A 26,937-nucleotide genomic window follows, 5' to 3' on the forward strand; every position below is an offset into this window, starting at 1 on the left:
GCACCCTATGCATCAAGTAGTACCCGAGCGCGGCACCTCTTATCAACTTCGATTAACCATTGCGAAGGCAGTGATTATTATTCTTCATGTGGTTGGAATCGTGGGGTTGAGTTTGCCGGAATACCAAGATTGGTTTCTGTCCTTGACGCCGGTGCAGTTGTTGACCAGCTTATTGATCATTTTGCTGTTTCATCGAGGCTGGACGGATGCATTTCCGATTTTTGCAGCGGCAGCATTTTGGATTGGGTTTGGAGCTGAATTGATCGGGATTCATACGGGATACCTGTTTGGGGATTATGTATATGGACCGACTTTAGGACCAAAATTGTGGGAAGTTCCCATCATAATTGGAGTCAATTGGTTTATCCTGTCCTATTTGACGGGTTCTGTTTTCCATAGAGTTCCTAATGATTATTATGCTGCCTTTTTGGGAGCTTTTGCTATGACCGCCTTGGATTACATCATGGAGCCAGTTGCCGTTGCCTTGGATTTTTGGTATTGGAAATTCGACATTATTCCAGTTGGAAATTACATCGGTTGGTTTGGGGTTTCCTTTGTGGTTCATTTAATATATCGGAAGGCAAATTTTGAAAAATACAACCCCATTGCGTTGTTGTTATTGCTGACGCTTGTGGCTTTTTTCACCATCTTGAATTTTACGGTATTGTAGTTGCTGATGAAAATCATGAAATTTTCTTATACAAATTCAAAACACAAAAGCCTTTTGTAAGATTAAACATAAGGTGAAGTCTATCAGTTATTAACGTCATGTTGGAAGCTATTGGGTTTACATTCTTAGGTTTTCTTTTGATGGAACTTGCGGGATGGTTCATTCACAAGTATATCATGCATGGACCTTTGTGGATGATCCACAAGACGCACCATCAACCTTCCAAGTCATTCTTTGAGTTGAATGATTTGTTTTCCTTAGGGTTTGGTACAGTCGCAGTAGTATTGATTTTCCTAGGAATGGAAAGCATGGACTATCGATTTTGGATAGGAATGGGAATCAGCCTTTATGGCATTTCGTATTTCTTTCTTCATGATGTTTTAGTTCATCGGAGATTAAAATGGTTTGATCGCCCAAAAAATGCCTTTTTGAAAGGAATTTTCCGGGCCCACCAAGCACATCATCGGACCAATAAAAAAGATGATGCCGTTTCATTTGGCCTTTTTATTGTTCCCAAGGAATTCTTTAAAAACAAAAAGCAGTGAGTACTTATTCGATTAAGGATTTAGAACAACTTTCTGGTATCAAAGCGCACACCTTGCGGATTTGGGAGCAGCGCTATAACCTTTTGAGCCCGAAACGAACTGACACGAATATTCGCTATTATGATGATGCGGATTTAAAATTGATTTTGAATGTAGCCTTGTTGAATGACAATGGTTTCAAGATCAGCAAAATCGCATCCATGGAAGAGCGCGAACTTCGGGAAGAAGTCATGAAGTTAACAGAGCGTTCTCTTACTCATGACGATCAAATTCATGCTTTGACCATCTGCATGATTGAAATGGACGAGGAGCGATTTGATAAAATTTTGTCCTCCAATATTCTCAAGCTTGGATTTGAGCAGACCATGCTTAATATCATTTATCCCTTTATGTCAAAGATAGGGGTACTGTGGCAGACCGGTGCGATAAACCCTGCCCAGGAACATTTTATTTCCAATTTGGTACGGCAGAAGCTCATTGTGGCGATTGACGGCCAGCTTTCAAATGGTGGAGGAAAGAAATTCTTGTTGTTTCTTCCAGAAGGTGAATTGCACGAGATATCCATTCTTTTTGCTTCTTACTTGATTAAAAGTAAAGGGCATAAAGTTGTGTATTTGGGACAAAGCACTCCCAATGATGATTTATTGGCTGTTTATAAGTTGCATCAACCGGATTATTTGATGACTGTCGTGACCACCTCTCCAAGCTCAGAATACGTTCAAGAATACGTTAATGCATTGGCTGATCGATTTAAAGATGCAAAAATCCTGATTTCTGGTTATCAGGTGATTGGGCAGGATTTGAAGCTTCCAGCAAACGTCGAACAGCTTAATTATATCCGAGATGTCAAGGATCTCTTGGAGGAAATAGACCGGGTTCCACAGGAAAAATAGATTGGTCTAATTAATTTAACAAAAACTTAAACAAAAGGCGGTTTCCAAAAACCGCCTTTTTTTTGCCATTTATCCTCCAGAATCTCCATTTAGCTGGATTAATAGAGCCTCAGATTTATTTTGTTTAAGAAAAAGAGAAAAAAATTAGACAAAATGTTTTCATTTTGTTTAATCATTCCTACATTTGGTTAAACAAAAAATCGCTACGGCCATGACAACTCTAGAATTCAGTTACTCACTAAACAAATTGTCCAGTACACTGAAGCCTTTTGCGCTGAAGTTGACCCGGGATATGGATGATGCCAACGACCTTCTCCAGGATACTATGGTAAAGGCGTTCACCAATCGAGATAAATTTACGGAGGGTACCAACTTGAAAGCTTGGTTGTATACCATTATGAAGAATACCTTCATCACGAATTATCAGCGAATGGTTCGACGTGGGACATTTGTCGATACGACAGACAACCTTCACTATATCAATTCCAGTGATTCATTAATCGAGAATGATGCCTATGGTAATTTTACAATGGATGACATTACCGAGGCAATCGAAAGACTAGACGATGTTTATAAAACTCCTTTCATGATGCATTACCGAGGTTTTAAGTATCATGAAATTGCAGACAAGCTTCAAATTCCAATTGGAACTGTCAAAAATAGGATTCATATTGCCAGAAAGCTACTCAAGGAGGATTTGGTAGTGTACAGACACAAAAATTGATCCTATGAATCAAAAACATGTGGTGGTGATCGGTTCTGGTTTTGCCGGACTATCGGCAGCCACCCATCTAGCAGAGGATAGTAGTTGTAAAATCACCCTTTTAGAAAAAAACAGTACCCCCGGTGGTCGAGCCCGAAAGTTCGAGCACCAGGGGTTTGTTTTTGACATGGGGCCCAGTTGGTATTGGATGCCGGATGTATTTGAAGACTATTTTGCCAAGTTTGGGAAAAAGCCTTCGGATTACTACGATTTGGTCCGATTGGATCCTTCCTATGCGGTGGTCTACGGCAAAGACCGAATTTTAGATATTCCGGCCAATTTGGATGAATTTAAATCCATGTTGGATCAGTTGGAACCCGGTGCTGGAAAGCAACTCGATAAATTTTTAGAACAAGCCAAATACAAATACGAGGTTGGAATTCATGATTTGGTCGAAAAGCCAAGCCGTTCCCTTTTGGAATTCGCTTCCCCTGGTTTATTGGTGGATGTGGTTCGGATGGACATATTCCAATCCATGGCGAAGCATATACGGAAATTTTTTAAGTCTGAGGAAATTATCCGCTTGATGGAATTTCCGGTTTTGTTCCTAGGAGAGACCGCTGAAAATATTCCTGCACTTTATTCCTTGATGAACTATGCTGATATCGCTTTGGGAACTTGGTATCCCAAAAAAGGAATGCATGAGATTATCAAAGGAATGGTGGCTCTAGCAGAAGAAAAGGGTGTAGAGATCCGCTTAGATGCTGAAGTGGAGGAAATCGAAATTGAAAACGGCTTGGCAAAATGGGTTCGCCTGGTTTCAGGTGAAAAAATTGAGGCGGATGTCATCGTAGCGGGAGCAGATTACCATCATGTGGATAAACACCTCGTCAACCCTAAATACAGCAACTATTCAGATGACTATTGGGACAAGCGTGTGATGGCCCCTTCCAGTTTGCTTTTCTATTTGGGAATTGATAAAAAATTAAAAAATCTACGCCATCATAATTTGTTTTTTGATGAGCCACTAGGGCCACATGCTGATGCGATTTATAAAAATCCGAGATGGCCTGAAAAACCGCTCTTTTATGCATCGGTTCCTTCAATGACTGATCCAACGGTAGCTCCCGAGGGGAAAGAAAATATGTTCCTGCTAGTTCCTTTAGCACCGGATTTGGAAGATGGTGAAGAGATGCGGGAAAAGTATTTTGACATTATCATGGATCGTTTGGAAGAGATTACGGGACAAGAAATCCGGTCTCACATTATCTACAAACGTTCCTATGCGCATTCAGATTTCAAATCAGACTACCATGCATTCAAGGGAAATGCGTATGGACTGGCAAATACCTTGTTGCAAACGGCTATTTTGAAGCCGTCTTTGAAAAACAAAAAGGTTAGAAATTTGTATTACACAGGCCAGTTAACCGTTCCCGGTCCCGGCGTACCACCCTCCTTGATTTCAGGAGGAGTCGTTGCTCGGGAAGTGATCAAAGAAAACAATCTGTAAATAAATGGGTATATTATGGCAATGGATGCTAAAAAACTTTTTGACCAAACTACCCTAGAGTGTAGTCGTTTGATTACACAACGCTACAGCACAAGCTTTACCCTGGGCATCAAAACCTTGGATAAAAAGTTTCATTTGCCGATTTATGCGATTTATGGATTCGTTCGCTATGCTGACGAAATCGTAGATACCTTTCATGATCAGGATAAAGCTGGTCTTTTGGAACGATTCAAGGCTGATACCTATGAAGCGATTGAAAGGAAAATTTCCCTTAATCCTGTTTTACATGCATTTCAGCTGATTGTCAATGAATATGAAATCGGCTTAGATCTAATCGAGGCTTTCCTGCACAGCATGGAAATGGACCTTGATTTCAAAACCTACAATGACTCCCGATACAAGGAATATATTTATGGTTCAGCCGAAGTAGTAGGCCTCATGTGTCTCAAGGTCTTTTGTGGAAACGATACAGCATATTATGAGCGATTGAAAGAACCTGCCTGTAAGCTGGGAGCCGCTTTCCAAAAGGTGAATTTTCTTCGGGATTTAAAGAGTGATTACGAAGAACGTGGTCGCGTTTATTTCCCTGGGGTGGACTTCAAACTATTCGATAGCATTGTAAAGGAGGAAATCGAAAAAGACATCCAACAGGATTTCGATGATGCCTTGGTAGGCATCGAGGCTTTGCCTGAAGGAGCCAAATTGGGTGTAAAAGTGGCCTATCTGTATTACCAAAAATTATTTGACAAGATCAAGGGCCTTCCTGCAGAAACCATCACCCAGCGAAGAATCCGTATTCCAAACTCACAAAAACTTTCCTTATTGGTAGGAACCTATTTTGGAACCAAATTGGGAATCAGCTGATGGAAAAGTACCTGTATTTCGGCGTCTTACTTTTTGCCATATCCTATCCTTTGGCACAATCCTTTGAGCATCGAATTCGCTATGCTACCAAATGGGGGCAGATGCTGCCGGGGATGGTTATTACGGCAGCCTTTTTTATCATTTGGGATGTTTGGTTTACAGATATTGGTGTATGGGAATTTAACCCAACCTACATTTCCGGTTTGTACCTTTTGAATCTTCCGGTGGAGGAATGGCTTTTCTTCTTTGTTATTCCCTTTGCCTGTCTATTTATATATGAAGTATTGATCTATTTTTTTCCCAAAGATCCTTTTCGGGATTGGGGCAAGCCTTTCGTCTACATTATGGTCCCTTTTCTGATAGGATTCGCGCTTTTGCATTTAGACAAATGGTATACTTCTGTCAATTTTTTGGTGGGAGGTATTGCCTTATTGACTCATTTTCTGCTATTTAACGATAAGTATTTGGGTAAATTTCTCTTTGCTTATTTTGTGCATTTGATTCCCTTCTTTCTGTGTAATGGAATTCTGACAGGAGGTTTAACCGAAGAACCGGTCGTGATTTACAACAATGCGGAGAATTTGGGAATCCGTATTTGGACCGTTCCGATTGAGGATAGTATTTATTCGATGACCCTGCTCCTGATGAATGTTAGTTTCTTTGAAGCTATTCGTGGAGCAAAAACAATTCATTCTGTCAAAAGTTTATAGGCTATGAAAAATCTCCATGTAGAAATCGACCAACACTCAGGATTCTGTTTCGGGGTGGTCTATGCCATTGAAATGGCAGAGGAGATTTTGGATGAACAGGGATATCTCTACTGCTTGGGAGATATTGTCCACAATGATGAGGAGGTAAGTCGACTTACCCGAAAGGGCCTACGAATCATCGACCATCAAGAACTCAAGCAACTTACCAATGAAAAGGTTTTGATTCGAGCTCATGGTGAGCCACCCTCTACCTACGAGCTATCCATACAGAATAACCTTACGTTAATTGACGCTTCCTGTCCGGTTGTTTTAAAGCTTCAGAATCGTATCAAAAATTCCTTTGATAAGGATGAGACGATCTATATCTATGGAAAACATGGACATGCGGAGGTTATTGGGCTTTTGGGACAGACGAATAATAAAGCTGTTGTTTTTCAGGATATTTCAGAGTTGGATATTCCTTCCCTTCCTAAAAATTTGACGCTTTACAGTCAAACGACCAAGAGTACCGACAAATTCTATGAGATTAATCAAGTGCTTCGGGAAAATGGGATTACGGTAAATACCAATGATACCATCTGTCGTCAAGTATCCAATCGAGACAAGGAACTCCGGGAATTTGCAGATAAATACAACAAAATTGTATTCGTCAGCGGAACAAAATCCTCAAATGGGAAGGTTCTGTATAATGTCTGTAAAGAAAAAAACCCGAACACCTACTTTGTTTCCAATCCAGATCAGATTGAAGAATCTTGGTTTAATCAAAATGATTCGGTGGGCATTTGTGGAGCTACCTCAACACCTATGTGGTTGATGGAGCAAGTTCGGGAACGTATCCTCACTTTCTAAATCGGAAGGCCTTTATGGCTCAAATTCGAAAAATTTACAAAAAAGTTGATCCGCAGGGACTCCTCATCGGTTGGGGTATAATTTTGCTGTGGGCGGCCAGTCTGATTTTTTTGTTGCAAGTTGAAATCAATTGGAAAAGCCCACTGACCTATTTGGGAATACTTATTCAAATGCATTTATACACAGGGCTTTTTATCACAGCCCATGATGCCATGCATGGAGTAGTATCGAGTAATAAGCGACTTAATCATTTGACAGGCTGGATCGCTGCCATCCTTTTTTCTTATAATTTCTATTGGAAATTATTTCCAAAGCATCATGAGCATCACCGACATGTGGCTACAGATCAGGATCCGGATTATCACCCTTCTGGGAATTTCTTCATTTGGTATTTCTCCTTTATTCGTCAATATGTCAATCTTTGGCAGATCTTACTGATGGCGGTCACTTTTAATATTCTAAAGCTTTTTCTTCCCACGGAAAATCTTATCGTTTTTTGGATGCTGCCAGCGGTTCTTTCTACGCTTCAGTTGTTTTATTTTGGAACCTATCTTCCTCATCGGGGGGAAAGCGACAACATTCACCATTCCAAATCCCAGCCTAAAAACCACATGTGGGCCTTCTTGAGCTGTTACTTTTTCGGATATCATTACGAGCATCATGATTCTCCCGGTACGCCATGGTGGAGACTTTGGCGGGTCAAGGAGCAACAAACGGCCGATTTTCGATGATTTATGTCAAAATCTTCTGATTTTCTGAAACTATCCTAGGCGAATTTGATTTTCATAGTAATTGAAAAACCAACTATGAAATCAAAACTACTTTCACTGATTCTGGTCTTTTTGTCTTTGCAGCTTTTTGGGCAGGGAATTATCCGGGGAAGGATATATAATCCCGTGAATAATGAGCCCATTGCGTATGCCAATATTTTGATCTTGGAGACTGATTTGGGAGCAATTTCTGATGAAGATGGGAACTATGAAATCCAAGGAATTCCTCCAGGGTTGTACAACGTGCGAGCAAGCTTTGTAGGCTATAAAACATCCACCAAGTACGAGATTCAAATTACCCAAGCGAAGGCGGTTCAGCTTGATTTTGAATTATTGGAGGATGCATCTGAGCTAAATGAGGTAGTGGTAAGCTCTGAGTTTTCACGTTCAGAAGAAACGCCTCTTTCCGTAAGGCGATTGAATACCAATGAAATTGAACGTTATCCTGGAGGAAATCGTGATATTTCGCGGGTTATTCAGGCATTGCCGGGAGTAGCAAGTACGCCTAGCTTTCGGAATGACATTTTGATTCGTGGTGGGGCTCCCAACGAGAATAAATTTTTCATTGACGAAATCGAAGTTCCAGTCATCAATCACTTCGCAACTCAAGGTTCTTCTGGAGGTCCAGTGGGGATTTTGAATGTAAATCTGATCAAAAATGTGGATGTGATTACAGGAGGATTTCCTGCTAACCGGATGAATTCATTGAGTTCGTTTTTTGAAATTCAGCTTAAAGAAGGACGCCGCGATCAAATGTTCACCCAGTTGACCTTGGGTGCTTCTGAATTGACCCTGTCTAACGAAGGGCCTATTGGTGAGAATACTACCTATTTATTGTCTGCCCGCCGTTCTTATTTGCAAGGACTTTTCAGGCTGCTTGGTCTTCCTTTTCTACCAACATTCAATGATTTTCAGCTTAAGACAACCACCAAGCTTAATGACAAAACTGAATTGACATTCTTGGGAGTTGGTGCGATTGACAACTTTGTTCTCAATCAAGATATTCCAGATGATGAGACGGAAGAAGAACGTGAAAATAGGCTCTATTTATTGGATGTTTTACCCATTCAGGAGCAATGGAATTATACTACGGGATTAAAGCTCAAACGCTATCGCGATAATGGCTTTTGGACTTTCGTGCTCAGTAGGAATATGCTGAATAATCATTCCTACAAATACGCCAATAATGACGCGAGCAATGAGGATAATTTATTGTTTGATTACTTATCCCAAGAATCGGAAAATAAATTCAGGGCAGAAAATTCCATTTTTGGGGCCGGTTACACGTTGAAGTATGGGGTCAACTACGAATATTCCCGATACTTAATTGATAATTTTGATCGGGCGACTCTTGCTGGCATTGGAGAGGTAATTGATGTACAAGCCACTTCCAATTTTAGCTCGTACGGAGCCTTTATTTCCGGAAGCCGCACCTTGGATAATGAACGCTTGTTGTTGACGGGTGGAATTCGAATGGATGGGGCAGATTTTGGATCTACAGCCCAAAACCCCCTCAATCAAATAAGCCCTCGGTTTTCTGTTTCCTATCAGTTGAAGCCAAATTTATTTTTGACTGCCAACTCTGGGATTTATTACCAAAGACCTCCTTACACGGTTCTTGGGTATCGAGACAATGAGGGAAATTTGTTGAACCAGGAAAATGACGTTCGTTTTATCAGGAATACACAGTTTATTGCCGGGTTTGAGTTACTGAAGCCTGAGAAAAACCGCCGCTTTACAGTGGAAGGATTCTATAAAAAATATTCCAACTATCCCTCCTCGATCCGAAATGGAATCTCATTGGCAAACTTAGGAGCTGATTTTGGGGTAATTGGAAATGAGCCTGTGGTTTCCAATTCAGAGGGAAGAGCCTATGGTTTGGAGTTTTTAGCGCAACAGCGCTTATTCCAGGATTTTTATGGAATTGCAGCATTAACCTTAGTTCGAAGCGAATTTACCAACCCGAATACGGACGGGTTTATTCCTTCCTCCTGGGATAATCGGGTGATTGTGAGTTTGACTGCGGGAAAAAGGTTTTCCAGAAACTGGGAAATCGGAGCACGTTGGCGGTATTTAGGGGGAACACCGTATACCCCTTATGATTATGAAGAATCTTCCTTGATCAGCAATTGGGATTTGAGAAATCAAGCTGTTTTGGATTATGATCGGATCAATGAGGAGCGCCTGCCTGCCTTTCATCAGCTGGATCTTCGCATAGACAAAAAATACTATTTCAAAAACTGGAATTTGAACTGGTATCTGGACATTCAGAATGCCTATAATTTTGAGGCTCTACAGGCCCCATTATTGGTTCCTGTACGCGATGATGCAGGGCAAATTCTGATTGACCCAAATGATCCTTCCCGTTATCAGTTGAAAGAGATTAAGAATACAGCAGGAACGATTCTTCCAACTGTCGGGATAATCGTAGAATTTTAATAATTGCCGGAAGAATCTTTCTTATTTGGTGGGGGCTTCAGGAAAGCTTATCCAACAATTGGATGATTCTTTCGGCTTTTTGATTTTCTGATTTTGCAGCGTAGATAAAGGCTAGCCAGTCAGATTTTTCCTTTATCTCTAAGGCAAAAAACGTTTCTAACTTCCCAGGATAGTCTTTTAGACATTCGATTAATTCTGCTGGAGCCTTTGTAGGATCTTTGGGAATTACCAGAAGTAAATGGATGGGATCTCCTGCCTCTTTGCCAATGGCTTTTCGGATAGGTTTGGAAATAGGAAGAAAAACCTGTCCATCACCTTTGGGCATTAGATGCTTTTTTTCAAAGGGAAACTCATCGATTTTTCCGGAGACCATGTGCATTCCAAAGTAATAGCCTTTCTTTTCAAACGAAAGGGGTATTTGGGCATAGGTCCAACCTCCTATTCCTAAGAATTTTTCCAGGTAAATCGTTCCTTCAAAAATTTTTTTCATAAAAAAAGCAGGACAAAATTGCCCTGCTATCAAATTTTTAAATCTTAATCATTCGGTCCAAATCGCCATCTGACGTTAAATCCAAATCCATCTCCCACGAATCGGGTATTTTCTACGATAACGAATACCGGTCTGTAATCTGCACCGATGGTGATGGGCACATCCGCAAATGCATATTCAATCCCGATTTCACCTGCTGCTCCTAAGGTAAATGGATCACCAAGAAACAAAGAAGGACCAAAACCAGCATACCAATTAAAATCGCTGCTGCCCACAGGTTTGAAAATCGGATTCCACAATGCATCGATCCCTACACCTCCACCGCCGAAGCTGACGTCAGCATGGATTCTGGAAAATTCTCCTAAAGCAAATACTCCGTCAACAGCAACATTATTTCCTGAGAAATTTCCGAATCGGATACCTACTTCCTGAGAGTAGGCTTCTACACTGACAAAAAGAGTCAGAAAAAAGAAGATTGAAAGTAATTGTAGTTTTTTCATATAAAATTAGAGTTAGATGGTTCTCATTTCGACCAGTATTAGCTGCCAAAATCGCACCAATTTTTGATTTTTATTGGTGAGGAGGATCAGATAGTACCTATTAAATTAATCCAAGTCCTACTTTAAGGCTTTAGATAAAGGTAAAAATTATTGACATAGATGTTGCTTTTACTTGGCCATTTGCCCAGGTATTTTTTGAATCTCGAAACCAATCCTTAAAATTTCTTTCACTAGCAAATCCATATCCTCAAATCGGGTGCGTTGATTTACATTAGCCACTCTAAGTGTGAATTTTCCATTTAATATAGTAGAACTAGGAGAAGCGATGCCTTCCTCTTGAAGTCGAACTAATATCTCCCGATTGAGATCTCGAATTTGTTCCTCCGTAAAATTGGGTGGAGACATTCGGAAGCAGGTAATACTCATGGAAGTAGGAGCCATGAGTTCCAAATAGGGATTCTCCAGAACCAACTGGGTTAGGTATTCTGCCTGTCGGTTGTTTTGTGCAATCATTTGGGCATACTTTTCTCTCCCATGTTCTTTGATTGACATCCATATTTTTAGGGCTTTAAAACCCCGGGAAAGTTCGAACCCATAGTGATTGATGGAGTCCAGCCCTCCTGACAAACCCCGACTTTCCTGAAGAAGATAGTTTGGTGTGTATGCAAAGGCATCCCGATGCTTTTTGGCATCCCGAATGAGGGTACATCCTACTTCATAAGGTACATATAGCCACTTGTGGAGGTCGAATGCCAAGCTATCTGCTTCTTCTATGGCTTTTAATCGATCGGAATAAACGGGGTCTAATTTCGCCAAGGCACCATAGGCGCCATCCACATGAAACCATAAACCATAGGATCGGGCAATTTCCGACAAATCGTCCAAGGGATCGATAGCTCCTGTATTGACAGTTCCGGCAGTTCCAACAATTGCAAAGGGGCTGAGTCCTGATTTTAAATCCTCCTCAATTTGAACCTTTAATAGGTCGGACCGCATTTCAAAGGCTTCATTTACAGGAATATTTCGAACAAATTCACTCCCTATTCCCAGAATCTCAGCAGCTTTTTTGATGCAGGCATGGGTCTCCGTGGAGCAATAAAGTACCAACTGTTCTGCATTTCCAAGTAAGCCTTTTTCACGGATTTTTCCTTCACCAAAGGCATTTCGGGCAACAGTGAGCGCTGTTATATTGGCCATGGATCCACCACTTACCAAAATTCCGGAAGCATCGCTTGGGAAGCCCATTAATTCCTTGCACCAGTTGACCACTTGGCGATCCACATACATGGCCGAGTGCTCCCCAATGGTGGTGTTTGGGTTCATTCCTGAAGCTAGGAGATCTGCAAAAGTTCCCATGGGGGTGCCTGTCCCTTGAATCCATGCAAAGAATCGAGGATGAACATTTCCTTTGTTGTAAGGAAAAATGGTTTTCTTGAAATCCTCGTAAACAGCTTGTGGATCCAATCCATCTTCCGGAATGGGTGTGTCCAAGCGTTCCTTAATCTCTTTCGGAATCGGTCTCCAAATTTTTTCTTCTCGGATTCCTTTCCAATAATCGATGAGGTCATCAATCATTTGATGTCCCAATTCTCGCATAGCTTCCCAATCCTGGGGGTCGAGGGTAAGGTTTTTAGAATTGTTCATGTAGAAATTTTTTGTTGGCAAAGGGTTGAATGGGATAAGAATGCAAGCGTTCCTGTCGGATTTATGATATCCTGCTCCAATTGACAGCTGTTTTTTTCTGTTGTTGGATTTGCTTTAAAACAGGCTGATTTTCAGGTAAAGATAAATGTGGATCAGCTGTCAATAGTTGCTGTGCGGCATCCCGAGCTAAGGTCAAAAGTCCCGCATCCTTACTTAAATCTGCTATCAGTAAGTCAGTTACCCCGCTTTGTTGGGTTCCCATGAGATCCCCAGGGCCTCGAAGCCGAAGATCTACATCTGCGATTTCAAATCCATCATTGGTTCGCACCATGGTTTCCAACCGAATTCTAGAATCTTTGGACAATTCATACTTGCTCATCAGGATGCAATAGCTTTGCTCCGCTCCCCGTCCTACACGGCCTCGCAACTGATGCAATTGGGAAAGGCCAAAGCGCTCTGCATTTTCGATGATCATGACGGAAGCATTGGGTACGTTTACGCCTACCTCAATGACTGTAGTCGCTACCATGATTTTAGTCTCTCCCTTTACGAATCGCTGCATCTCAAAATCCTTTGCTTCGGCTTTCATGCCTCCATGGACTATGCTTAGCGGGTATTGAGGAAAAGCCCTTGCAATACTCTCATAGCCATCCATGAGATTTTTTAAATTCAATTTTTCTGACTCCTCGATCAAAGGATAAACGATGTATACCTGACGCCCTTTTTGGATTTCTTGATTGATAAAGCCAAATACCTTCAGCCGGTCTTTGTCGTAGCGATGGACGGTTTGAATCGGTTTTCGTCCTGCGGGTAGTTCATCAATGACAGAAACATCCAAATCTCCATACAGGGTCATGGCAAGAGTTCGAGGAATGGGCGTTGCGGTCATGACCAGGACATGGGGATAAAACTCCTCATTTTTTGCCCACAACTTTGCCCGTTGGGCTACGCCAAATCGATGCTGCTCATCCACAATGGCCAATCCCAAATTTTGAAATTGTACTATATCCTCCAAAAGCGCGTGGGTGCCGATCAGGATTTTAAGTTCTCCTGATAACAACCCCTCATGAATTACCTTTCGGCTGGATTTTTTCACGGAACCAGTCAATAAAGCGATGGGTATGCCCATCATATCAGCATATTCCTTCAAGCCTTCATAATGCTGATTGGCTAGGATTTCTGTCGGTGCCATCAAGCAGGCTTGTGCACCAGATCCTATGGCAAGCAACATACAGATAAATGCCACCATGGTTTTTCCACTGCCTACATCTCCCTGAATCAGTCGATTCATTTGTTTGCCCGACTTCATGTCTTGGTAGGACTCCCGGATGACTCGTTTTTGGGCTCCTGTCAATTCGAAAGGAATATTGTTCTGGTAAAAGTCCGTTACCAACGCGGTGTTATCCAAAACTTGACCCCGGAATTTCTCAGTTCGAGCGACTTTCATCTTGAGTAGCCGCAATTGCAAAAAGAAAAACTCTTCGAATTTCAAACGCTTTCGAGCTTGTTGTAGAAGTTCGGGACGACTCGGAAAGTGAATTTCCCGCAAGGATTCCTTCTTTCCAATCAATTGGTATTGTTCTAAAATATTCAAGGGCAGTGTTTCCTGAACATGAGGCAGGCTCACTTGAACCAGCTGCTCCATAAGTTTGGAGATTCCTCTTGAATCCAGGAATCGGGACCTTAGTTTTTCAGTAGTTGAATAAACCGGCTGAAAACTGTTTCGATTTTCGGAAGCGTGACTTAGGGGCTCCATTTCCGGATGGGCAATGCTCCACTTTCGACCGAATTGGGCAGGCTTTCCGAAGAAAATGAAGACACTACCGATGGGTAATTTCTTTTGAACCCACTGGATACCCTTAAACCAAGTCATTTCCATTTCCCCGGTTTCATCGGCTACATGCGCTACCAAACGCTTTTTTCCGCCTACACCGACGATTTCCATTTTCATTACCCGTGCAATGACCTGGACATTTTCCAAATCAGGATTGAGTTGGTGGATTTTATAAAACTTGCTCCGGTCCTCATAGCGAAAGGGATAATGCTGTAATAAATCCCCATAGGTAAAAATTTGGAGCTCTTTATTGAGCAGCTCGGCGCGTTGTGGACCGACTCCTTTGAGGAACTCTATTTTGGTGGAAAAAAAACCAGACAAGGGATGGATGAATTTGTAAGAGGCAATTTACTCTTGGCAGGAAAATTTTACCAAGTTTTCAAGCTAATTGTCTGAGGACTGCACTTTTTCAAGTGATTTTTCCCAAATATCCCGCAAAATTGCTCGTTTTGCCTGTTGATCACGTAGCAAGATCATTTGGTTTTTTGCCCGATGGAGGTTTTGCTCCGGATAGTTTACTCGATAATACACATTCCCTTGAAGGTGATCGGTAAAAAAACGTAGTCCCATCATGCAGGTCATGACCTCTCCGCCGATCAGAAGTGATTCAAACTCTGCTGGACTCCCCATATGTTTGATCCCTTCTAAATATCCTACTACCAATTGCTCAAAAATTTCCTCCTGAAGACGAATTTCCTCCCAGTGAGTGCTGGTTTCAGGTTGACTACATGTGACCGTTCGCACCAAATCCCCAAAATCATAAAGCAGCAAACCCGGCATGACGGTATCGAGATCGATAAGGGCCTTTATTTGTTGAAGGTCTTCCGAAAAAATCAAGTTGTTGATTTTGGTATCGCTATGGGTTAATCGAAGTGGAAGTTGCTTTCGTTGGATTTTGTAGAATTCGATTAAAGGTTTTTGGTTGAGGTAAAAATGCAAAAGCCCTTTCTCCTCCTCAGACAAATGAGTTGCAGTACTCGCTACCTCCTGAAAACGATCAAACCGAAGGTCCAATCGATGAAAGTTGGGAATGGTCTCTTGGAAAGCCTCCATGGATAAATTTTTCCCTGCTGCAGAAAAGGCTCCGAACGCCCTAGCTGCTAACCAAGCTTGATTTGGCGCTTGAATTTGTTCCAAAGTTCTACCAGCCACAAAAGGAAAGATCCGCCATCGTTTTCCTTGAAATTCAGTTAGCTGTTGTCCTTCTTGGTTGGGAATCGGAAGGGGTAATTCAAAAGGGAGCGTGTCGGCAACTTGATTTTGAAAGAGAATTTCCAAATTATTCTGAATCCGTTCAGGATAGGGAAATACAGATTGATTGTAGCCCTGCAAAACTACCTGCTTTTGTGGGGTGGATATTTTCCATGTTTCGTGAATTAAGCCATTTCCCAAGGCTTCAATTGAAAAATCATTCGAATCAAAAAGATTCGGATAATAGGTGAGAAGTAGGCTGATTTGATCCAGATTCATTCTCAAAAGTAGGGAGATTTTGGTCTGTTTTGAAAACTAAAAATCTTTTGGTGCCATCCTAAGTAACTCAAAAATTCATGGGATTTCATGTAGGTTCTTAAATAGCAGTTGTGTTTTAATGGATAGATGCTGATATCTAGAGTGTTTTTAAAATTTATTAAAAAAGTGAAAAGACATTCAAATAAAATTTTGTTTATTGGATGATTGATTAATCCCTCATACTATGAATGTTACCGCGATTGATTGGGCGATTATCGGCGCCTTCTTTGTCATCTCATTGCTAATCGGAATTTTTACTTCCAAAAAAGCAGGTACCTCGGCGAAGGAATTTTTCCTTTCAGGTCGAAATATGCCTTGGTGGTTATTAGGTGTAAGTATGGTGGCGACCACCTTTTCTGCAGATACCCCCAATTTGGTAACGGATATTGTCCGAAAAAATGGGGTCAGTGGAAACTGGGCTTGGTGGGCTTTTCTTTTGACAGGGATGTTGACTGTTTTTGTCTACGCCAAGCTATGGCGAAGATCCGAAGTCACGACGGATTTGGAGTTTTATGAACTTCGATATTCTGGAAAAGGAGCAGCCTTCCTGCGTGCATTCCGAGCACTTTATCTTGGGGTATTTTTCAATGTGGTAATTATGGCTACGGTTTCCCTTGCGGCCATTAAAATCGGAGGGGTCATGCTTGGTCTCAGTCCTATTCAGACCTTGTTGATGGCCTCGATCGTGACAGTTATTTATAGTTCCTTGGGTGGATTAAAAGGGGTTTTATTGACCGATTTCTTTCAGTTTTTCATAGCGATGATCGGAGCCTTTGGAGCGGCTTATTTCGTCTTGGATCTCCCTGAAATAGGAAGTTTACAGGGCTTACTGTCTCATGAAAATGTGATTGAAAAATTAGACTTTGTTCCGGATTTTGATGATCCGAATGTATATATCCCATTATTTATCATTCCTATTGCCATTCAATGGTGGGCTACCTGGTATCCTGGAGCCGAACCGGGAGGTGGAGGTTACATCGCGCAGCGAATGCTTTCTGCAAAGGATGAAAACAATGCCGTAGGAGCGACCCTGTTTTTCAATATTGCTCATTATGCTTTGAGACCTTGGCCTTGGATTATCATTGCGCTTTCTTCCTTGGTGGTTTTCCCATCGATTTCTGATATCCAAACCGCATTTCCCGATATCCCTGTTGATAAATTAGGAGATGATTTAGCTTATTCAGCGATGTTGACCTTCCTGCCAACAGGCCTATTGGGAATTGTTTTGGCATCTCTGATTGCAGCCGTGATGTCCACACTTTCTACCCACCTCAATTGGGGTTCTTCTTATATTGTGAATGATTTTTACCTTCGATTTATCAAGCCGGAAGCTTCGGATAAAGAACTAGTTGCTGTGGGAAGAATTTCTACGGTGGGTTTGATGGTTTTATCAGCATTTTTGGCCTTGGCGCTATCCTCTGCTTTGGATGCTTTCAATATTTTGCTTCAGATCGGAGCAGGTACCGGTCTTATCTTTATCCTAAGATGGTTTTGGTGGCGAATCAATGCCTTCACGGAAATCTCTGCTATGGCGATTTCCTTCGTGGTCGCGATTTTCTTTGAAGTTATCAACCCGAAAGTCAACTGGATTATGATTCCGGAAAATCAAGCCTACCTCAAATTGATTTACTCGGTTTCTATTACCACTGCAGGCTGGTTATTGGTGACTTTCTTGACACGACCTGAAAAGGATGAGGTATTGTTGAGTTTCTACAGAAAAGTCCATCCTGCTGCTTGGGGATGGAAAAAAGTGTTGGATCGCTATCCCGCCGAAAAGCAGTTTACCGGTCAGCTTCCACGAGAAATTGGATTGATGCTGATTGGGTCCATAATGATCTACTCAGCCCTTTTTGCTACGGGTTTCTGGATTTACGGAGAGGCTTTAGCAGGAAGTATTGCCACAGTAGTTGCTTTGGCCGGAGGGGTAATTGTATACAGATCTTGGAAGTATATCAGCTAGTTTTCAAATTTCAATGAGTTCATCAAGTGGGCCATGTCCACTTTGATGTACTCTATGACAGGTGCCAACGAGTCATTTTTCATGGCAGTGTTGAAATACAAGGCGCCACGCAGGAAATGTTCCGTTGAGTCGGTAACAAAAAACTGAAATTGTGTAGGAACTTCCCCTGATAGCTCAGCCACTACTCCTGTATAACCTTCTGGGGTCATGAGAACAGATTCTTCGATTCCATAGGCTTTGATTTGATGCTTGGCTGTCAGCTTAAAGGCATCATTGGATAAGGTTCGAAAATCTACCTCATCAGAAATGGCTTTGTAGGTTAGGTGCACCTTAGCCCCAAAATCCTTATAGTTCAAATTGATCCAAGCTTTTTCTTGTAGGTTAAAGGAATCCGGTTCTATTTCACTGAATCTTGAATATTCCAATTGGTAAGGATATCCCTCTTCCAGTGCTTGATAATTGTGATTAGGTAAGTCAATTCGGTTGTACCCTTTGGGTTTGGGCAAAAAGGTATTTTCACAACTTGCTAATAATCCAGCAATTAGAAAGAAAATCAGGAATCGTTTCATCATATAAAATTAGCCTTTCGATTTGATTTCATTTTGGAATAGTGGAACTTTAATATCTAACTAACCTAATCCAAAAAATGAAAAAGCAAGTTAAAACACTTTTATCCAGCCTCTTTACTTTGGTATTTTTGTTTGTCTTGGGAAATCTTCATGCTCAAACGACGATGGATGAATTTCTCAGTAAATGGAGAAATGGAAAGCAGTTTACTATAGATGTATTAAATGCCATGCCTGAATCCGGTATGGATTACAAAACGGATCCGGAGGCAATGAGTTTCAAAGAGCAGATTCACCACATAGCTTCTTCAGCTGTGGGGATTTCTCAGGGATATTTAATGGGTAAAGACCCTGGTTTTAGCATCGATGTGGCTACTGCAAGCAAGGCAGAATTAGCAGATTATGTAGCAAAGGCCTACGATTATGCTGAAGCAACGATGAAAGCAGTGCCTGCTGACAAGGCTGGTGAAGTGATTGAAGTTTTTGGAATGAATGCCAGCAGAAGACAGATTATGGCATTGATCATGGACCATAGTACACACCATCGCGGCGCAGCTATCGCATACTTAAGGGCGAATGGGATCACTCCTCCTGCATTTGTAGCACTTTAATAAAAATGGCCGCTAATTTTTAGCGGCCATTTTTTTATTCTCTGATCCAACCAACACGGTCTGCGATCGGCTCCCGCTTACCAGCAGGCCAATTATCCGTTGCAGGTTTGGCTACATAGAAGAATCCCATCAACATGTCTTCACCTTCCAAACCGAAATCTTCCCGCGCTTCCTCCCAGAAAGTCGGTCCACCGGTGCCCCAGTAACAAGCTAATCCATGAGCACAAGCCGTCAAATACATATTTTGAATGGCCATTGAAACAGCAGCGATTTCTTCCATCACCGGAATACCGGAACCTTCTGTTCGGTTCATCAAAATGGCAATCACGTGTGAGGCTTTCAGTGGATTTTCCTTGAATCGCTGATAGGTTGCCTCGATGAAAGGAGTCCCGTTTTTCTCAGCTCGCTTTTTATACAACTCTGCCTGATAGTCAGCAAATTTCTTTAATCCGGCTCCTGTGTACACGATGAATCTCCACGGTTGAGTCAATTTGTGAGTAGGTGCCCAATTGGCATTCTCCAGCATTTCCTCAATGATGGCATCATCTACCGGGTCATTTTCTTTGAATTGAGCGACGAACATCGATCGTCTGCCGCGAATGATTTTAGTAACTTCTTCGCTATTGAAATTTGGTTTTTCCATTGGAATTAAACGGCTTTTGAGGTTTCCATTTTGTTGATAATGTCTTCATAGTCTAGGCGCTCCCAATTTTCAGTGATCAAGGGATCTGCCATTACCCGATCCATGATGGCTTCTTGCAATTTTCCCTGTGCATAGGCTTCTGCATAGCCCATATCCGAAAAGGTCACCATAGAATAGAGGGGAATCCAGTCCTTCGGATATAATTCATGGAGCTTATTTTCGATGTTTTTGCGGATAGTAAATTTGGGATCTGCCACTGTATCGCGCATTTCGATGAAATTTTCCATTGCTAATCGGCAAATCGCATCGGTATCAGGCTTTCTCTTCTTCTGAAATTTTTCAAAAACCAAATCCCAGGAGTTATGCCCATACTTATCTATCAATTGGTTGAGGATATAGCAATCCTCGAAGCCACAATTCATGCCTTGTCCATAGAAAGGAACCATCGCATGAGATGCATCTCCCAAAAGCAAACTGTGACCCTGTACCCAAGGATAGCATTCGATATTGATCAGCGCTGAAGTAGGGTTTTTGAAAAACTCGGTTTTCAAGTCCGGCATCAATTCGTAAGCATCATTGAAGTAGCTTTGGAATACGGTCTCCAAATCATCCTCGTCATTGATCTTGTCGAAGCAAACTTTGGTGCCTTCAAAAGGCAAAAAGAGGGTACAAGTGAATGATTTATCTGGATTGGGAAGAGCAATCAACATGAATTTTCCTCGCGGCCAGATGTGCAGTGCATTCGGGTCCATGGCAAATTCCCCCTCTTCAGTTGGTGGGATAGTCAATTCCTTGTAACCATGGGAGATGTATTCTTGCTTATAGTTGAAGCGAACTTGCTTCTGCATGGACATGCGCAAAGAGGAATATGCCCCGTCCGCACCAATGATGACCGGAGCTTCCTTTTCCAATGTTCCATCAGGGGTCGAAAAGGTGATTTTTTGGTCACGAAAATCCACTTCTTCACACTTATGCTCAAAATTTATTTGAGCACCCAGTCGCTCCGCTTCCTCCATAAGGAGTTGATTGAACTTGCCACGGGAAATGGAATAAATAGCCTGCCCTTCCAGCCCATAAGGCATGAATGATGTTCCTCCATGTTCATCATGAATCCGGCGCCCATACATGGGAATGGCGAGTGGCTTGACTTGGTCGATTAGGCCAACTTGTTCGAGACTTTTCCATCCACGATGACTCAACGCCATATTGATGGTTCGTCCACCTTCATAATATTGGGATTTTCGCATATCAGGGCGCTTGTCGTACACCTGTACGTCTAGTCCCTGTTTTTTGAGAAAGATGCTGATTAGGGAGCCGATCAAGCCCGCCCCTAGCACCGTAATTTCTTCTTTTTTCATGGGGGATGAATTAATCCTCGCTTCCTTAAGCGAATTTCTCCAAGGATTGTTCCAAAATCTTTGCAAAACGGAACACATCCAAGTAGCTGTTATACAGAGGAGTAGGCGCTAGGCGAATCACATTGGGGTTGCGCCAATCCCCTACTACTCCATGCTGATACCATTCATCGAATACTGCTTTACCTCCTCGATGAATCAGCAAAGATAATTGACATCCCCGTTCAGCCGGGTTTTCGGGAGTAATAATTTCCAAAACCCCTGATTCTCCGCTGATTTGCTGGATAAGGTAAGCCAAATAACCGGTCAGTTTTTCGCTTTTTTCCCGTAGGTTTTTGATGCCTGCTTCCTGAAAAATATCCAAGGAAGCTTGATGGGCTGCTAAAGCTAAGACGTTGGAATTGGCAAGTTGCCAACCGTCTGCACCAAACATGGGGATAAAGCCTTTTTCCATCAAGAAGCGTTTTCCCTCATCATACCCCCACCAGCCAGCAAAACGTGGAAGATCAGGTCGTTCTGCATATTTTTCATGGACAAAAATTCCAGAGACATTCCCGGGACCGGAATTCAGATATTTATACGAACACCAAGTTGCAAAATCTACCTCCCATTCATGCAAAGCCAAGGGAGCATTCCCTACCGCATGTGCCAAATCAAATCCAGCATAGGCACCTACTGAATGAGCCGCTTCGGTTATGGCTTTCATATCAAAAATCTGCCCTGTATAATATTGCAGCCCAGCCATATTGACCAAAGCCAATTGATCGCCTTGATTTTTGATTTCTGTAATGATGTCTTCGGTTCGAAGGGTATGTTCTCCAGGCCTAGGCTTTAATTCCACAATTGCTTCAGCGGGATCATAGCCATGAAACTTCACCTGACTTTCCAGCATATACTGATCGGAAGGAAAAGCTCCTGCTTCGATGATAATCTTAAATCGCTCAGAAGTAGGTTGGTAGAATGAAACCATTAGCAAGTGCAAATTCACACTGAGGTTATTCATGGCAACTACTTCATGCTCATGTGCTCCTAAAATTTCCGCTAAGGCAGGTTTGGATTTTTTTCGGATATGATACCATGCATCTTCCCCATGAAAATGTCCATCTACTGCTAATTCAGCCCAATTCGAAAGTTCTCGATCCAAATAATCCCGAACACTTTTGGGTTGAAGTCCGAGAGAATTCCCGCAAAAATATAGGGCCTCTTGACCGTTTACTTTTGGGAAATGAAAGCGGTTTCGAAAATCCTTCAAAGGATCCTCTGCATCCATTTTTCGGGCAAATGATTCTGAAAATTCGTAGTTCTGATGACTCATAGGAAATAGGGTGGTTTGAGATGGGCTTATTTTTCCATGACAGTTCCGCAATTCTTACAGGTGCGGAGTTCTAGATTGGACCAGAAGCGTTCCATAATAGGAGGCAGCTGGTTGACGATATCGGTCAGTTCCACATATTCTTCATGGAGGAGGTGATTGCAGTTTTCACAATACCACATAAAACCATCCTTTTCTCCTTCTCGTCGGTAGCGTTCCATGACCAAACCGACCGTATTGGCAGGACGTTGTGGAGAATGTGGAACGCGGGGTGGTAGCAGGAATATTTCCCCTTCCTTGATGGGAATATCTTTTGGCACTCCCTCATCAATCACTTTGAGGACAATATCCCCTTCCAATTGATAGAAAAACTCCTCACCTTCCTCATAATGATAATCTTTCCGCGCATTGGGTCCACCGACTACCATCACGATAAAGTCGTCATTCCCTTTGAATACTTGTTGATTCCCTACAGGGGGTTTCAATAAATGTCGATGTTCATCAATCCATTTTTTGAAACTGAAAGGAGGAGTAAGTGCCATGTCGTGATTTTTTTGATGATCTTAAAATCTAACTCGCTGAGGTGCTAAAAGTATTAAAAAACACGCATTTTTTTGGTTTACTTTGTTTGAAACTACCTGCCAATGAACTTTCCCATTTACGACCTTCATTGCGATATGCTCTCCTATTTGGCGAAAGTGCCAAATGCGAATCCCTTTTCTTCGGAGGATATTGCCTGTGCTGTTCCCCTACTTCAAAAAGGGAATGTGAAGCTCCAAGTGATGGCGATTTACACGGATGTCCGTCCAGGCTCAATGGCGTTGGCCAGAAAACAAGCCGATATTTTTCAGGAGCTTTTGCAAAACCACCCCGAAACCTTTGCCTTTTTTGAGCCGGATAAGGAAATTAAATCCGACCAAATCGGAATCATGGCATCCATTGAAAATGCTGCTGGCCTGGGTGAGGAGCATGCAAGTTGGAAGGAGATTGAGCAGCAGCTGGAGGCAATTCTTGAATCCGTTGGCAAATTGGCCTATATCAGCCTGACCCATCATACTGAAAACCGATTTGGAGGAGGAAATTACACAGAAGCAATTGGCCTGAAAGCAGATGGAAAACGACTGCTAGATTGGATGAGTGGAAAACGCATCCCCATCGACTTATCCCATACCTCGGATTTATTGGCAGCAGGGATTTTGAATCACATTGATCAGCAAAACCTAGATATCCCAGTGATTGCCAGCCATTCCAATTACCGGTCAATTTGGGATCACAAGCGAAACTTAACGGATGAATTTGCCCAAGAGATTATCCGAAGAAAAGGGATTATTGGCGTAAACTTTTTACGGGCTTTTTTGGATAATTCGGTACCTGAGCGTCTATTTGAGCATATTTTACATGGATTTGAAATTGGAGGAGATAATGCGCAAAGTTTTGGAGCCGACTTTTTCTATACAGGTGATTTTCCGGATCCAAGTCGATATCCTTTTTACTTTCCTCTGGCTGAAAATGCATCTAAGTATCCTGAAATACTAGAAACATTGAAGGGATCCTTATCTGCTAGCCAATTGGGAAAATTGGCCTATCAAAACGTTCGAAACTTCTATCAAAATCTCTATACCTGATGTCTTCCCATCATTTTGTCAAAGAGCAGCAGGAGCCAGCAGTAGTAATACTTGATATCGAGGATTTTACTTGGGATCAATTATCGGGGCTCTTGGAATGGGTACCAACGGTTTTAGTGGCCGAGCCTGCTGTAGAGCAAGTCCTTTCTTGGGGAATTAAAGTTGATGTGATCTTGGCATCAGCAGCATTTCAAAAGGAAAACATTCATCTACTAGAAGAGCAATACCCATTACGATTTTATGAAAGTGGAAAAGGGAAATTTATCAATGATGCCCTACACTATTTGATGGCATCTGATCATCGGGCTGCTCATTTGGTGGGTTTTCCCATCGGTCAATTTGAAGAGTTGCAGCTATTCATGGAAAAAATGGATTTGTGCATTTTCGATCAAGGCAGAAAGTATTTTCCAGTCAAATCAGGGGAATTAAAAAAGTGGTATCCGAAAGGAGAATTGGAGCTTTTTGGACGAAAAGGGCAATCTGTTCAAATAGAAAATCAGGAAGAAGTCCTTGACCCTTCAGCTTCTATCTGCATCTCGGAAGGTTTGAATCACTTTTATTCGGAAAAGCTCTTTTGGATCGGGGAATCCTTAGCTTAAATCTGTCGGGCAAGGATTTCCATCAACTGCTCTAAATAGTGCTGATCCTCCTTGTCAAAGTCATTCAATTGATCACTGTCCACATCCAAGACCAGTTGGACCTCCCCGTTTTTAATCAATGGAACCACAACTTCGGATCGGCTAGCTGAACTGCAGGCAATATGTCCAGGGAATAAATCCACATCGGGAACGAGTTGGGTTTTGGCTTCTTTCCAAGCGGTACCGCAAACTCCCTTTCCAAAATTAATCCTAGTACAGGCGATGGGTCCCTGAAATGGTCCCAAAACGAGTTGATCATTTTTTACCAGATAAAAGCCCACCCAAAAAAATCCAAATACCTCCTTAAGCGCGGCGGCGATATTGGACAGATTTGCATAGAGGTCTGGTTCTCCATGGATAAGCGCCTCAATTTGTGGGAGCAAATTCTCGTATTTTTCAGCCTTGGTGGCTTTTTCAGGGATATATAAATTTTCAGCCATGGATGTAAAAGGAAAGTAAATCGTCTTCTAATTGTATCTGTGAGCTCGGCGGAATAGGCATGACAGGGGCAGCAATTCCCTCACCAAATCGAACTTGGCTGGTAAACACTCTGGCCTCGTCCCAAAGTTCAGCATTCAGAAATTTTTTCAATATAAAAGCACCGCCTTCTATGAGGACACTTTGAATTTTCCGCTGCTTAAGGTCAGTCAAAATTTCTGATGGGTGCATTTCGGGCGAGACTTGGACATATGCCAGATTTTCGGATTCCTCGGTTTTTAGGGTATTGTAGCAGATGGTTGCCTGATTGCGATCAAAAAGCTTAAGCCCGGGATCCAAACTTAATTCGGGATCGAGGACGATGCGTATAGGATCTTTCCCTTCCCAGTCCCGCACATTCAGGGAGGGATTGTCATAAGCAGCGGTATTTTTTCCAACGAGGATAGCGTCTTCCTCCCCTCGCCAGCGGTGTACGAGTTGACGGCTCAGCGCATTGGAAATCCATTTGGAAGAAAAGTCCTTCCTCGCCACAAAGCCATCTGCTGTTTGAGCCCATTTCAGGATTACATAGGGTCTGTTTTGTTCGATTTGTGTAAAAAAGCGTCGGTTTTGTGTACGTGCTTCCTGTTCCAACAATCCCGTTTCAACCTCGATACCCGCTCGCTTCAAAATTTCAACACCCTTTCCACCTACCAAGGGATTGGAGTCCATTGCTGCAATCACCACTTTTTTTACTCCTTTCTGAACCAATAAATTGGCGCAAGGAGGTGTCTTTCCAAAATGAGCGCAGGGCTCTAGGGTAACATAAACCGTAGCTTTCGAAAAAAGACTCGAGTCTTGAACGGAATTGACTGCATGAACTTCTGCATGCGGACCTCCATACTGTTGATGATAGCCTTCACCAATGATTTTTCCATCCGCTACAATGACACATCCCACCATTGGATTAGGACTGACACTGCCCTTCCCCAATTCGGCCAGTTCCAAAGCTCTGCGCATGTATGCTGCTGGATTTTCCATTAGGGTTTGGGTCTAAAGCTGATTCGGTCCAAGGTTATACTCTTACGATTAATAATTTCCACTCCAAAAAGCGTATCGGCAAGAAAAGCATCATCCTTGGGATCTAAGTAAATATCATAGATTCCTTCAGGAAGTCGAAATAAAAAAGAGCCGGAGGAATTCGTATGGGTGCTGGTACTGTCTCCATTTCGGATCGCAAAAATGGCAGGCCTTAAGGTGGTTTGGGAGATACTTCCTTTTAGTTCACCAAACTGACCGGGATAGATGGTTTCGATTTTTGGGTCTAACTCGAAAGAAAAGGGTTCTAGTGAGATAGTTCGAATGGATTTTTCCAAATCAAAATCTAAAATCAAATCATAGGAAAGGCCAGCGTCTAGGCTCAGTTCTGCATCAATGGGAATAAGCGGATCCAAATCGGATTTTAAGGGAAGGGGATATGATTTTTCATTTTCCCAAAGACTATGGCTACTTCCTAAGCGCATTTCCATCCCAATAATTTGACCGGGAGGAAGTGTACCTCGACCTAGGAGAAGAACCTCCCCTGCTACTAAATCAGAAATTTTAATCCGTTTATCACCTAGCTCATACGGAATGAAAAAAGATTGCTGTTCGGTATCCCTGCCTTCTACATTCATCAGGACATCTACTCCGAGGATCTCTACGAAGACAGAATCATAAGCGGGAGGAGCGTCGACCAGAACCAGATTGAGCAGGGCCTTGGGGCTTTCGTCACCACTGGAGCAGCCGAGAAAGCTCAGGGAAAGGATAGAAAAAATAAAAAGGGCGTGGATTTTTCTCACGCCCAAATTTAGGTCAAAACTTTGATGGAATCGAGTTCC

27 protein-coding genes are annotated in these 26,937 nt (G+C 42.2%); 14 read left to right on the plus strand and 13 right to left on the minus strand.

Annotation, left to right across the window (positions count from 1 at the left end):
- Positions 1 to 7: 7 nt before the first annotated feature.
- The 10 genes from HWE15_RS09040 (at position 8) to HWE15_RS09085 (ending at position 9,953) form a co-directional block, all read left to right on the plus strand.
- Positions 8 to 670, plus strand: coding sequence for a carotenoid biosynthesis protein (locus HWE15_RS09040; RefSeq protein WP_290507199.1), 663 nt, complete (start codon positions 8 to 10; stop codon positions 668 to 670).
- 98 nt (positions 671 to 768) lie between these two features.
- On the plus strand, positions 769 to 1,215 hold the full coding sequence (locus tag HWE15_RS09045) for a sterol desaturase family protein (RefSeq protein WP_290507200.1): 447 nt from the start codon (positions 769 to 771) through the stop codon (positions 1,213 to 1,215).
- On the plus strand, positions 1,212 to 2,108 hold the full coding sequence (locus tag HWE15_RS09050; RefSeq protein ID WP_290507201.1) for a MerR family transcriptional regulator: 897 nt from the start codon (positions 1,212 to 1,214) through the stop codon (positions 2,106 to 2,108). The genes HWE15_RS09045 and HWE15_RS09050 overlap by 4 nt, the downstream gene beginning before the upstream one ends.
- Before the next feature lie 211 nt (positions 2,109 to 2,319).
- Complete coding sequence (locus HWE15_RS09055) at positions 2,320 to 2,832, plus strand: RNA polymerase sigma factor (RefSeq protein WP_290507202.1); 513 nt, start codon at positions 2,320 to 2,322, stop codon at positions 2,830 to 2,832.
- Between the two features lie 4 nt (positions 2,833 to 2,836).
- The gene (locus HWE15_RS09060; RefSeq protein ID WP_290507203.1) at positions 2,837 to 4,321 is read left to right on the plus strand and encodes an NAD(P)/FAD-dependent oxidoreductase; all 1,485 of its coding nucleotides are present in this window, start codon (positions 2,837 to 2,839) and stop codon (positions 4,319 to 4,321) included.
- A gap of 21 nt (positions 4,322 to 4,342) precedes the next feature.
- Entirely contained in the window at positions 4,343 to 5,185 is an 843-nt protein-coding gene (locus HWE15_RS09065) for a phytoene/squalene synthase family protein (protein ID WP_290507503.1), read from the plus strand.
- Positions 5,185 to 5,895, plus strand: a complete 711-nt coding sequence (locus HWE15_RS09070; RefSeq protein ID WP_290507204.1) for a lycopene cyclase domain-containing protein — start codon at positions 5,185 to 5,187, stop codon at positions 5,893 to 5,895. The genes HWE15_RS09065 and HWE15_RS09070 overlap by 1 nt, the downstream gene beginning before the upstream one ends.
- 3 nt (positions 5,896 to 5,898) lie before the next feature.
- Positions 5,899 to 6,744 (plus strand): 4-hydroxy-3-methylbut-2-enyl diphosphate reductase, encoded by an 846-nt coding sequence (locus HWE15_RS09075; RefSeq protein ID WP_290507205.1) that lies wholly within the window; start codon positions 5,899 to 5,901, stop codon positions 6,742 to 6,744.
- Between the two features lie 14 nt (positions 6,745 to 6,758).
- On the plus strand, positions 6,759 to 7,475 hold the full coding sequence (locus HWE15_RS09080) for a fatty acid desaturase (protein ID WP_290507206.1): 717 nt from the start codon (positions 6,759 to 6,761) through the stop codon (positions 7,473 to 7,475).
- Positions 7,476 to 7,550: 75 nt separating this feature from the next.
- On the plus strand, positions 7,551 to 9,953 hold the full coding sequence (locus HWE15_RS09085; RefSeq protein ID WP_290507207.1) for a TonB-dependent receptor: 2,403 nt from the start codon (positions 7,551 to 7,553) through the stop codon (positions 9,951 to 9,953).
- A 37-nt stretch (positions 9,954 to 9,990) separates the two neighbouring features.
- Here the strand turns inward: HWE15_RS09085 and HWE15_RS09090 are convergent, their stop codons facing one another.
- The 5 genes from HWE15_RS09090 to HWE15_RS09110 all read right to left on the minus strand — a co-directional run bounded on the left by HWE15_RS09090 (position 9,991) and on the right by HWE15_RS09110 (position 15,891).
- Positions 9,991 to 10,443, minus strand: coding sequence for a YdeI/OmpD-associated family protein (locus HWE15_RS09090; protein WP_290507208.1), 453 nt, complete (start codon positions 10,441 to 10,443; stop codon positions 9,991 to 9,993).
- A 44-nt stretch (positions 10,444 to 10,487) separates the two neighbouring features.
- Positions 10,488 to 10,943, minus strand: a complete 456-nt coding sequence (locus HWE15_RS09095) for an outer membrane insertion C- signal (protein WP_290507209.1) — start codon at positions 10,941 to 10,943, stop codon at positions 10,488 to 10,490.
- Positions 10,944 to 11,111: 168 nt separating this feature from the next.
- Positions 11,112 to 12,587, minus strand: a complete 1,476-nt coding sequence (locus HWE15_RS09100) for a pyridoxal-dependent decarboxylase (protein WP_290507210.1) — start codon at positions 12,585 to 12,587, stop codon at positions 11,112 to 11,114.
- A gap of 61 nt (positions 12,588 to 12,648) precedes the next feature.
- Entirely contained in the window at positions 12,649 to 14,742 is a 2,094-nt protein-coding gene (recG, locus tag HWE15_RS09105; protein WP_290507211.1) for an ATP-dependent DNA helicase RecG, read from the minus strand.
- 63 nt (positions 14,743 to 14,805) lie between these two features.
- On the minus strand, positions 14,806 to 15,891 hold the full coding sequence (locus HWE15_RS09110; RefSeq protein WP_290507504.1) for a phosphotransferase enzyme family protein: 1,086 nt from the start codon (positions 15,889 to 15,891) through the stop codon (positions 14,806 to 14,808).
- A gap of 223 nt (positions 15,892 to 16,114) precedes the next feature.
- Between HWE15_RS09110 and HWE15_RS09115 the strand changes: the two genes are divergently transcribed.
- Positions 16,115 to 17,890 (plus strand): sodium:solute symporter family protein, encoded by a 1,776-nt coding sequence (locus HWE15_RS09115; protein WP_290507212.1) that lies wholly within the window; start codon positions 16,115 to 16,117, stop codon positions 17,888 to 17,890.
- Here HWE15_RS09115 and gldD read toward each other — a convergent pair.
- A complete protein-coding gene (gene gldD / locus HWE15_RS09120) occupies positions 17,887 to 18,459 on the minus strand; it encodes a gliding motility lipoprotein GldD (protein WP_290507213.1) in 573 nt (190 codons plus the stop codon). The two genes, HWE15_RS09115 and gldD, sit on opposite strands and share 4 nt — an antisense overlap.
- Positions 18,460 to 18,536: 77 nt before the next feature.
- Here gldD and HWE15_RS09125 point away from each other — a divergent pair, with 77 nt between their 5' ends.
- Entirely contained in the window at positions 18,537 to 19,067 is a 531-nt protein-coding gene (locus HWE15_RS09125) for a DinB family protein (RefSeq protein ID WP_290507214.1), read from the plus strand.
- Between the two features lie 34 nt (positions 19,068 to 19,101).
- Here HWE15_RS09125 and HWE15_RS09130 read toward each other — a convergent pair whose 3' ends face one another.
- The 4 genes from HWE15_RS09130 to HWE15_RS09145 are packed head-to-tail and all read right to left on the minus strand — an operon-like array spanning position 19,102 to position 22,919.
- Complete coding sequence (locus HWE15_RS09130) at positions 19,102 to 19,710, minus strand: nitroreductase (protein ID WP_290507215.1); 609 nt, start codon at positions 19,708 to 19,710, stop codon at positions 19,102 to 19,104.
- Positions 19,711 to 19,715: 5 nt separating this feature from the next.
- Positions 19,716 to 21,068: an NAD(P)/FAD-dependent oxidoreductase gene (locus HWE15_RS09135; RefSeq protein WP_290507216.1), complete on the minus strand. Its 1,353-nt coding sequence runs from the start codon at positions 21,066 to 21,068 to the stop codon at positions 19,716 to 19,718.
- 25 nt (positions 21,069 to 21,093) lie between these two features.
- A complete protein-coding gene (gene kynU, locus HWE15_RS09140; protein ID WP_290507217.1) occupies positions 21,094 to 22,380 on the minus strand; it encodes a kynureninase in 1,287 nt (428 codons plus the stop codon).
- A gap of 26 nt (positions 22,381 to 22,406) precedes the next feature.
- Entirely contained in the window at positions 22,407 to 22,919 is a 513-nt protein-coding gene (locus HWE15_RS09145) for a 3-hydroxyanthranilate 3,4-dioxygenase (RefSeq protein WP_290507218.1), read from the minus strand.
- A 102-nt stretch (positions 22,920 to 23,021) separates the two neighbouring features.
- Here HWE15_RS09145 and HWE15_RS09150 point away from each other — a divergent pair, with 102 nt between their 5' ends.
- Together HWE15_RS09150 and HWE15_RS09155 are read left to right on the plus strand one after the other, a co-directional pair.
- The gene (locus HWE15_RS09150; RefSeq protein ID WP_290507219.1) at positions 23,022 to 24,002 is read left to right on the plus strand and encodes a membrane dipeptidase; all 981 of its coding nucleotides are present in this window, start codon (positions 23,022 to 23,024) and stop codon (positions 24,000 to 24,002) included.
- Positions 24,002 to 24,601, plus strand: coding sequence for a thiamine pyrophosphokinase (locus HWE15_RS09155; RefSeq protein WP_290507220.1), 600 nt, complete (start codon positions 24,002 to 24,004; stop codon positions 24,599 to 24,601). The genes HWE15_RS09150 and HWE15_RS09155 overlap by 1 nt, the downstream gene beginning before the upstream one ends.
- On the opposite strand, the gene HWE15_RS09160 is transcribed toward HWE15_RS09155, so the two are convergent.
- Genes HWE15_RS09160 through HWE15_RS09170 form a run of 3 tightly spaced genes read right to left on the minus strand, consistent with a single transcriptional unit; the run spans position 24,598 to position 26,898 of the window.
- Positions 24,598 to 25,080 carry a GAF domain-containing protein gene (locus HWE15_RS09160; protein ID WP_290507221.1) on the minus strand — a complete coding sequence of 161 codons (483 nt, stop codon included), beginning with the start codon at positions 25,078 to 25,080 and terminating at the stop codon, positions 24,598 to 24,600. The genes HWE15_RS09155 and HWE15_RS09160 overlap by 4 nt on opposite strands.
- Positions 25,073 to 26,098: a bifunctional diaminohydroxyphosphoribosylaminopyrimidine deaminase/5-amino-6-(5-phosphoribosylamino)uracil reductase RibD gene (gene ribD / locus HWE15_RS09165; RefSeq protein ID WP_290507222.1), complete on the minus strand. Its 1,026-nt coding sequence runs from the start codon at positions 26,096 to 26,098 to the stop codon at positions 25,073 to 25,075. The genes HWE15_RS09160 and ribD overlap by 8 nt, the downstream gene beginning before the upstream one ends.
- Positions 26,098 to 26,898, minus strand: a complete 801-nt coding sequence (locus HWE15_RS09170; protein WP_290507223.1) for a DUF4382 domain-containing protein — start codon at positions 26,896 to 26,898, stop codon at positions 26,098 to 26,100. The genes ribD and HWE15_RS09170 overlap by 1 nt, the downstream gene beginning before the upstream one ends.
- Positions 26,899 to 26,937: the final 39 nt, after the last annotated feature.

This window comes from Algoriphagus sp. (genome assembly GCF_013373065.1).
Lineage (GTDB): Bacteria > Bacteroidota > Bacteroidia > Cytophagales > Cyclobacteriaceae > Algoriphagus.

What these genes read in the sequence shown, in the direction of transcription:
- HWE15_RS09040 (WP_290507199.1), top strand. Translation starts at nt 8, where the DNA reads ATGCATCAAGTAGTACCCGAGCGCGGCACCTCTTATCAACTTCGATTA.
- HWE15_RS09045 (WP_290507200.1), top strand. Translation starts at nt 769, where the DNA reads ATGTTGGAAGCTATTGGGTTTACATTCTTAGGTTTTCTTTTGATGGAA.
- HWE15_RS09055 (WP_290507202.1), top strand. Translation starts at nt 2,320, where the DNA reads ATGACAACTCTAGAATTCAGTTACTCACTAAACAAATTGTCCAGTACA.
- HWE15_RS09060 (WP_290507203.1), top strand. Translation starts at nt 2,837, where the DNA reads ATGAATCAAAAACATGTGGTGGTGATCGGTTCTGGTTTTGCCGGACTA.
- HWE15_RS09065 (WP_290507503.1), top strand. Translation starts at nt 4,343, where the DNA reads ATGGATGCTAAAAAACTTTTTGACCAAACTACCCTAGAGTGTAGTCGT.
- HWE15_RS09070 (WP_290507204.1), top strand. Translation starts at nt 5,185, where the DNA reads ATGGAAAAGTACCTGTATTTCGGCGTCTTACTTTTTGCCATATCCTAT.
- HWE15_RS09075 (WP_290507205.1), top strand. Translation starts at nt 5,899, where the DNA reads ATGAAAAATCTCCATGTAGAAATCGACCAACACTCAGGATTCTGTTTC.
- HWE15_RS09080 (WP_290507206.1), top strand. Translation starts at nt 6,759, where the DNA reads ATGGCTCAAATTCGAAAAATTTACAAAAAAGTTGATCCGCAGGGACTC.
- HWE15_RS09085 (WP_290507207.1), top strand. Translation starts at nt 7,551, where the DNA reads ATGAAATCAAAACTACTTTCACTGATTCTGGTCTTTTTGTCTTTGCAG.
- HWE15_RS09090 (WP_290507208.1), bottom strand. Translation starts at nt 10,443, where the DNA reads ATGAAAAAAATTTTTGAAGGAACGATTTACCTGGAAAAATTCTTAGGA.
- HWE15_RS09095 (WP_290507209.1), bottom strand. Translation starts at nt 10,943, where the DNA reads ATGAAAAAACTACAATTACTTTCAATCTTCTTTTTTCTGACTCTTTTT.
- HWE15_RS09100 (WP_290507210.1), bottom strand. Translation starts at nt 12,587, where the DNA reads ATGAACAATTCTAAAAACCTTACCCTCGACCCCCAGGATTGGGAAGCT.
- HWE15_RS09110 (WP_290507504.1), bottom strand. Translation starts at nt 15,891, where the DNA reads ATGAATCTGGATCAAATCAGCCTACTTCTCACCTATTATCCGAATCTT.
- HWE15_RS09115 (WP_290507212.1), top strand. Translation starts at nt 16,115, where the DNA reads ATGAATGTTACCGCGATTGATTGGGCGATTATCGGCGCCTTCTTTGTC.
- gldD (WP_290507213.1), bottom strand. Translation starts at nt 18,459, where the DNA reads ATGAAACGATTCCTGATTTTCTTTCTAATTGCTGGATTATTAGCAAGT.
- HWE15_RS09125 (WP_290507214.1), top strand. Translation starts at nt 18,537, where the DNA reads ATGAAAAAGCAAGTTAAAACACTTTTATCCAGCCTCTTTACTTTGGTA.
- HWE15_RS09130 (WP_290507215.1), bottom strand. Translation starts at nt 19,710, where the DNA reads ATGGAAAAACCAAATTTCAATAGCGAAGAAGTTACTAAAATCATTCGC.
- HWE15_RS09135 (WP_290507216.1), bottom strand. Translation starts at nt 21,068, where the DNA reads ATGAAAAAAGAAGAAATTACGGTGCTAGGGGCGGGCTTGATCGGCTCC.
- kynU (WP_290507217.1), bottom strand. Translation starts at nt 22,380, where the DNA reads ATGAGTCATCAGAACTACGAATTTTCAGAATCATTTGCCCGAAAAATG.
- HWE15_RS09145 (WP_290507218.1), bottom strand. Translation starts at nt 22,919, where the DNA reads ATGGCACTTACTCCTCCTTTCAGTTTCAAAAAATGGATTGATGAACAT.
- HWE15_RS09150 (WP_290507219.1), top strand. Translation starts at nt 23,022, where the DNA reads ATGAACTTTCCCATTTACGACCTTCATTGCGATATGCTCTCCTATTTG.
- HWE15_RS09155 (WP_290507220.1), top strand. Translation starts at nt 24,002, where the DNA reads ATGTCTTCCCATCATTTTGTCAAAGAGCAGCAGGAGCCAGCAGTAGTA.
- HWE15_RS09160 (WP_290507221.1), bottom strand. Translation starts at nt 25,080, where the DNA reads ATGGCTGAAAATTTATATATCCCTGAAAAAGCCACCAAGGCTGAAAAA.
- ribD (WP_290507222.1), bottom strand. Translation starts at nt 26,098, where the DNA reads ATGGAAAATCCAGCAGCATACATGCGCAGAGCTTTGGAACTGGCCGAA.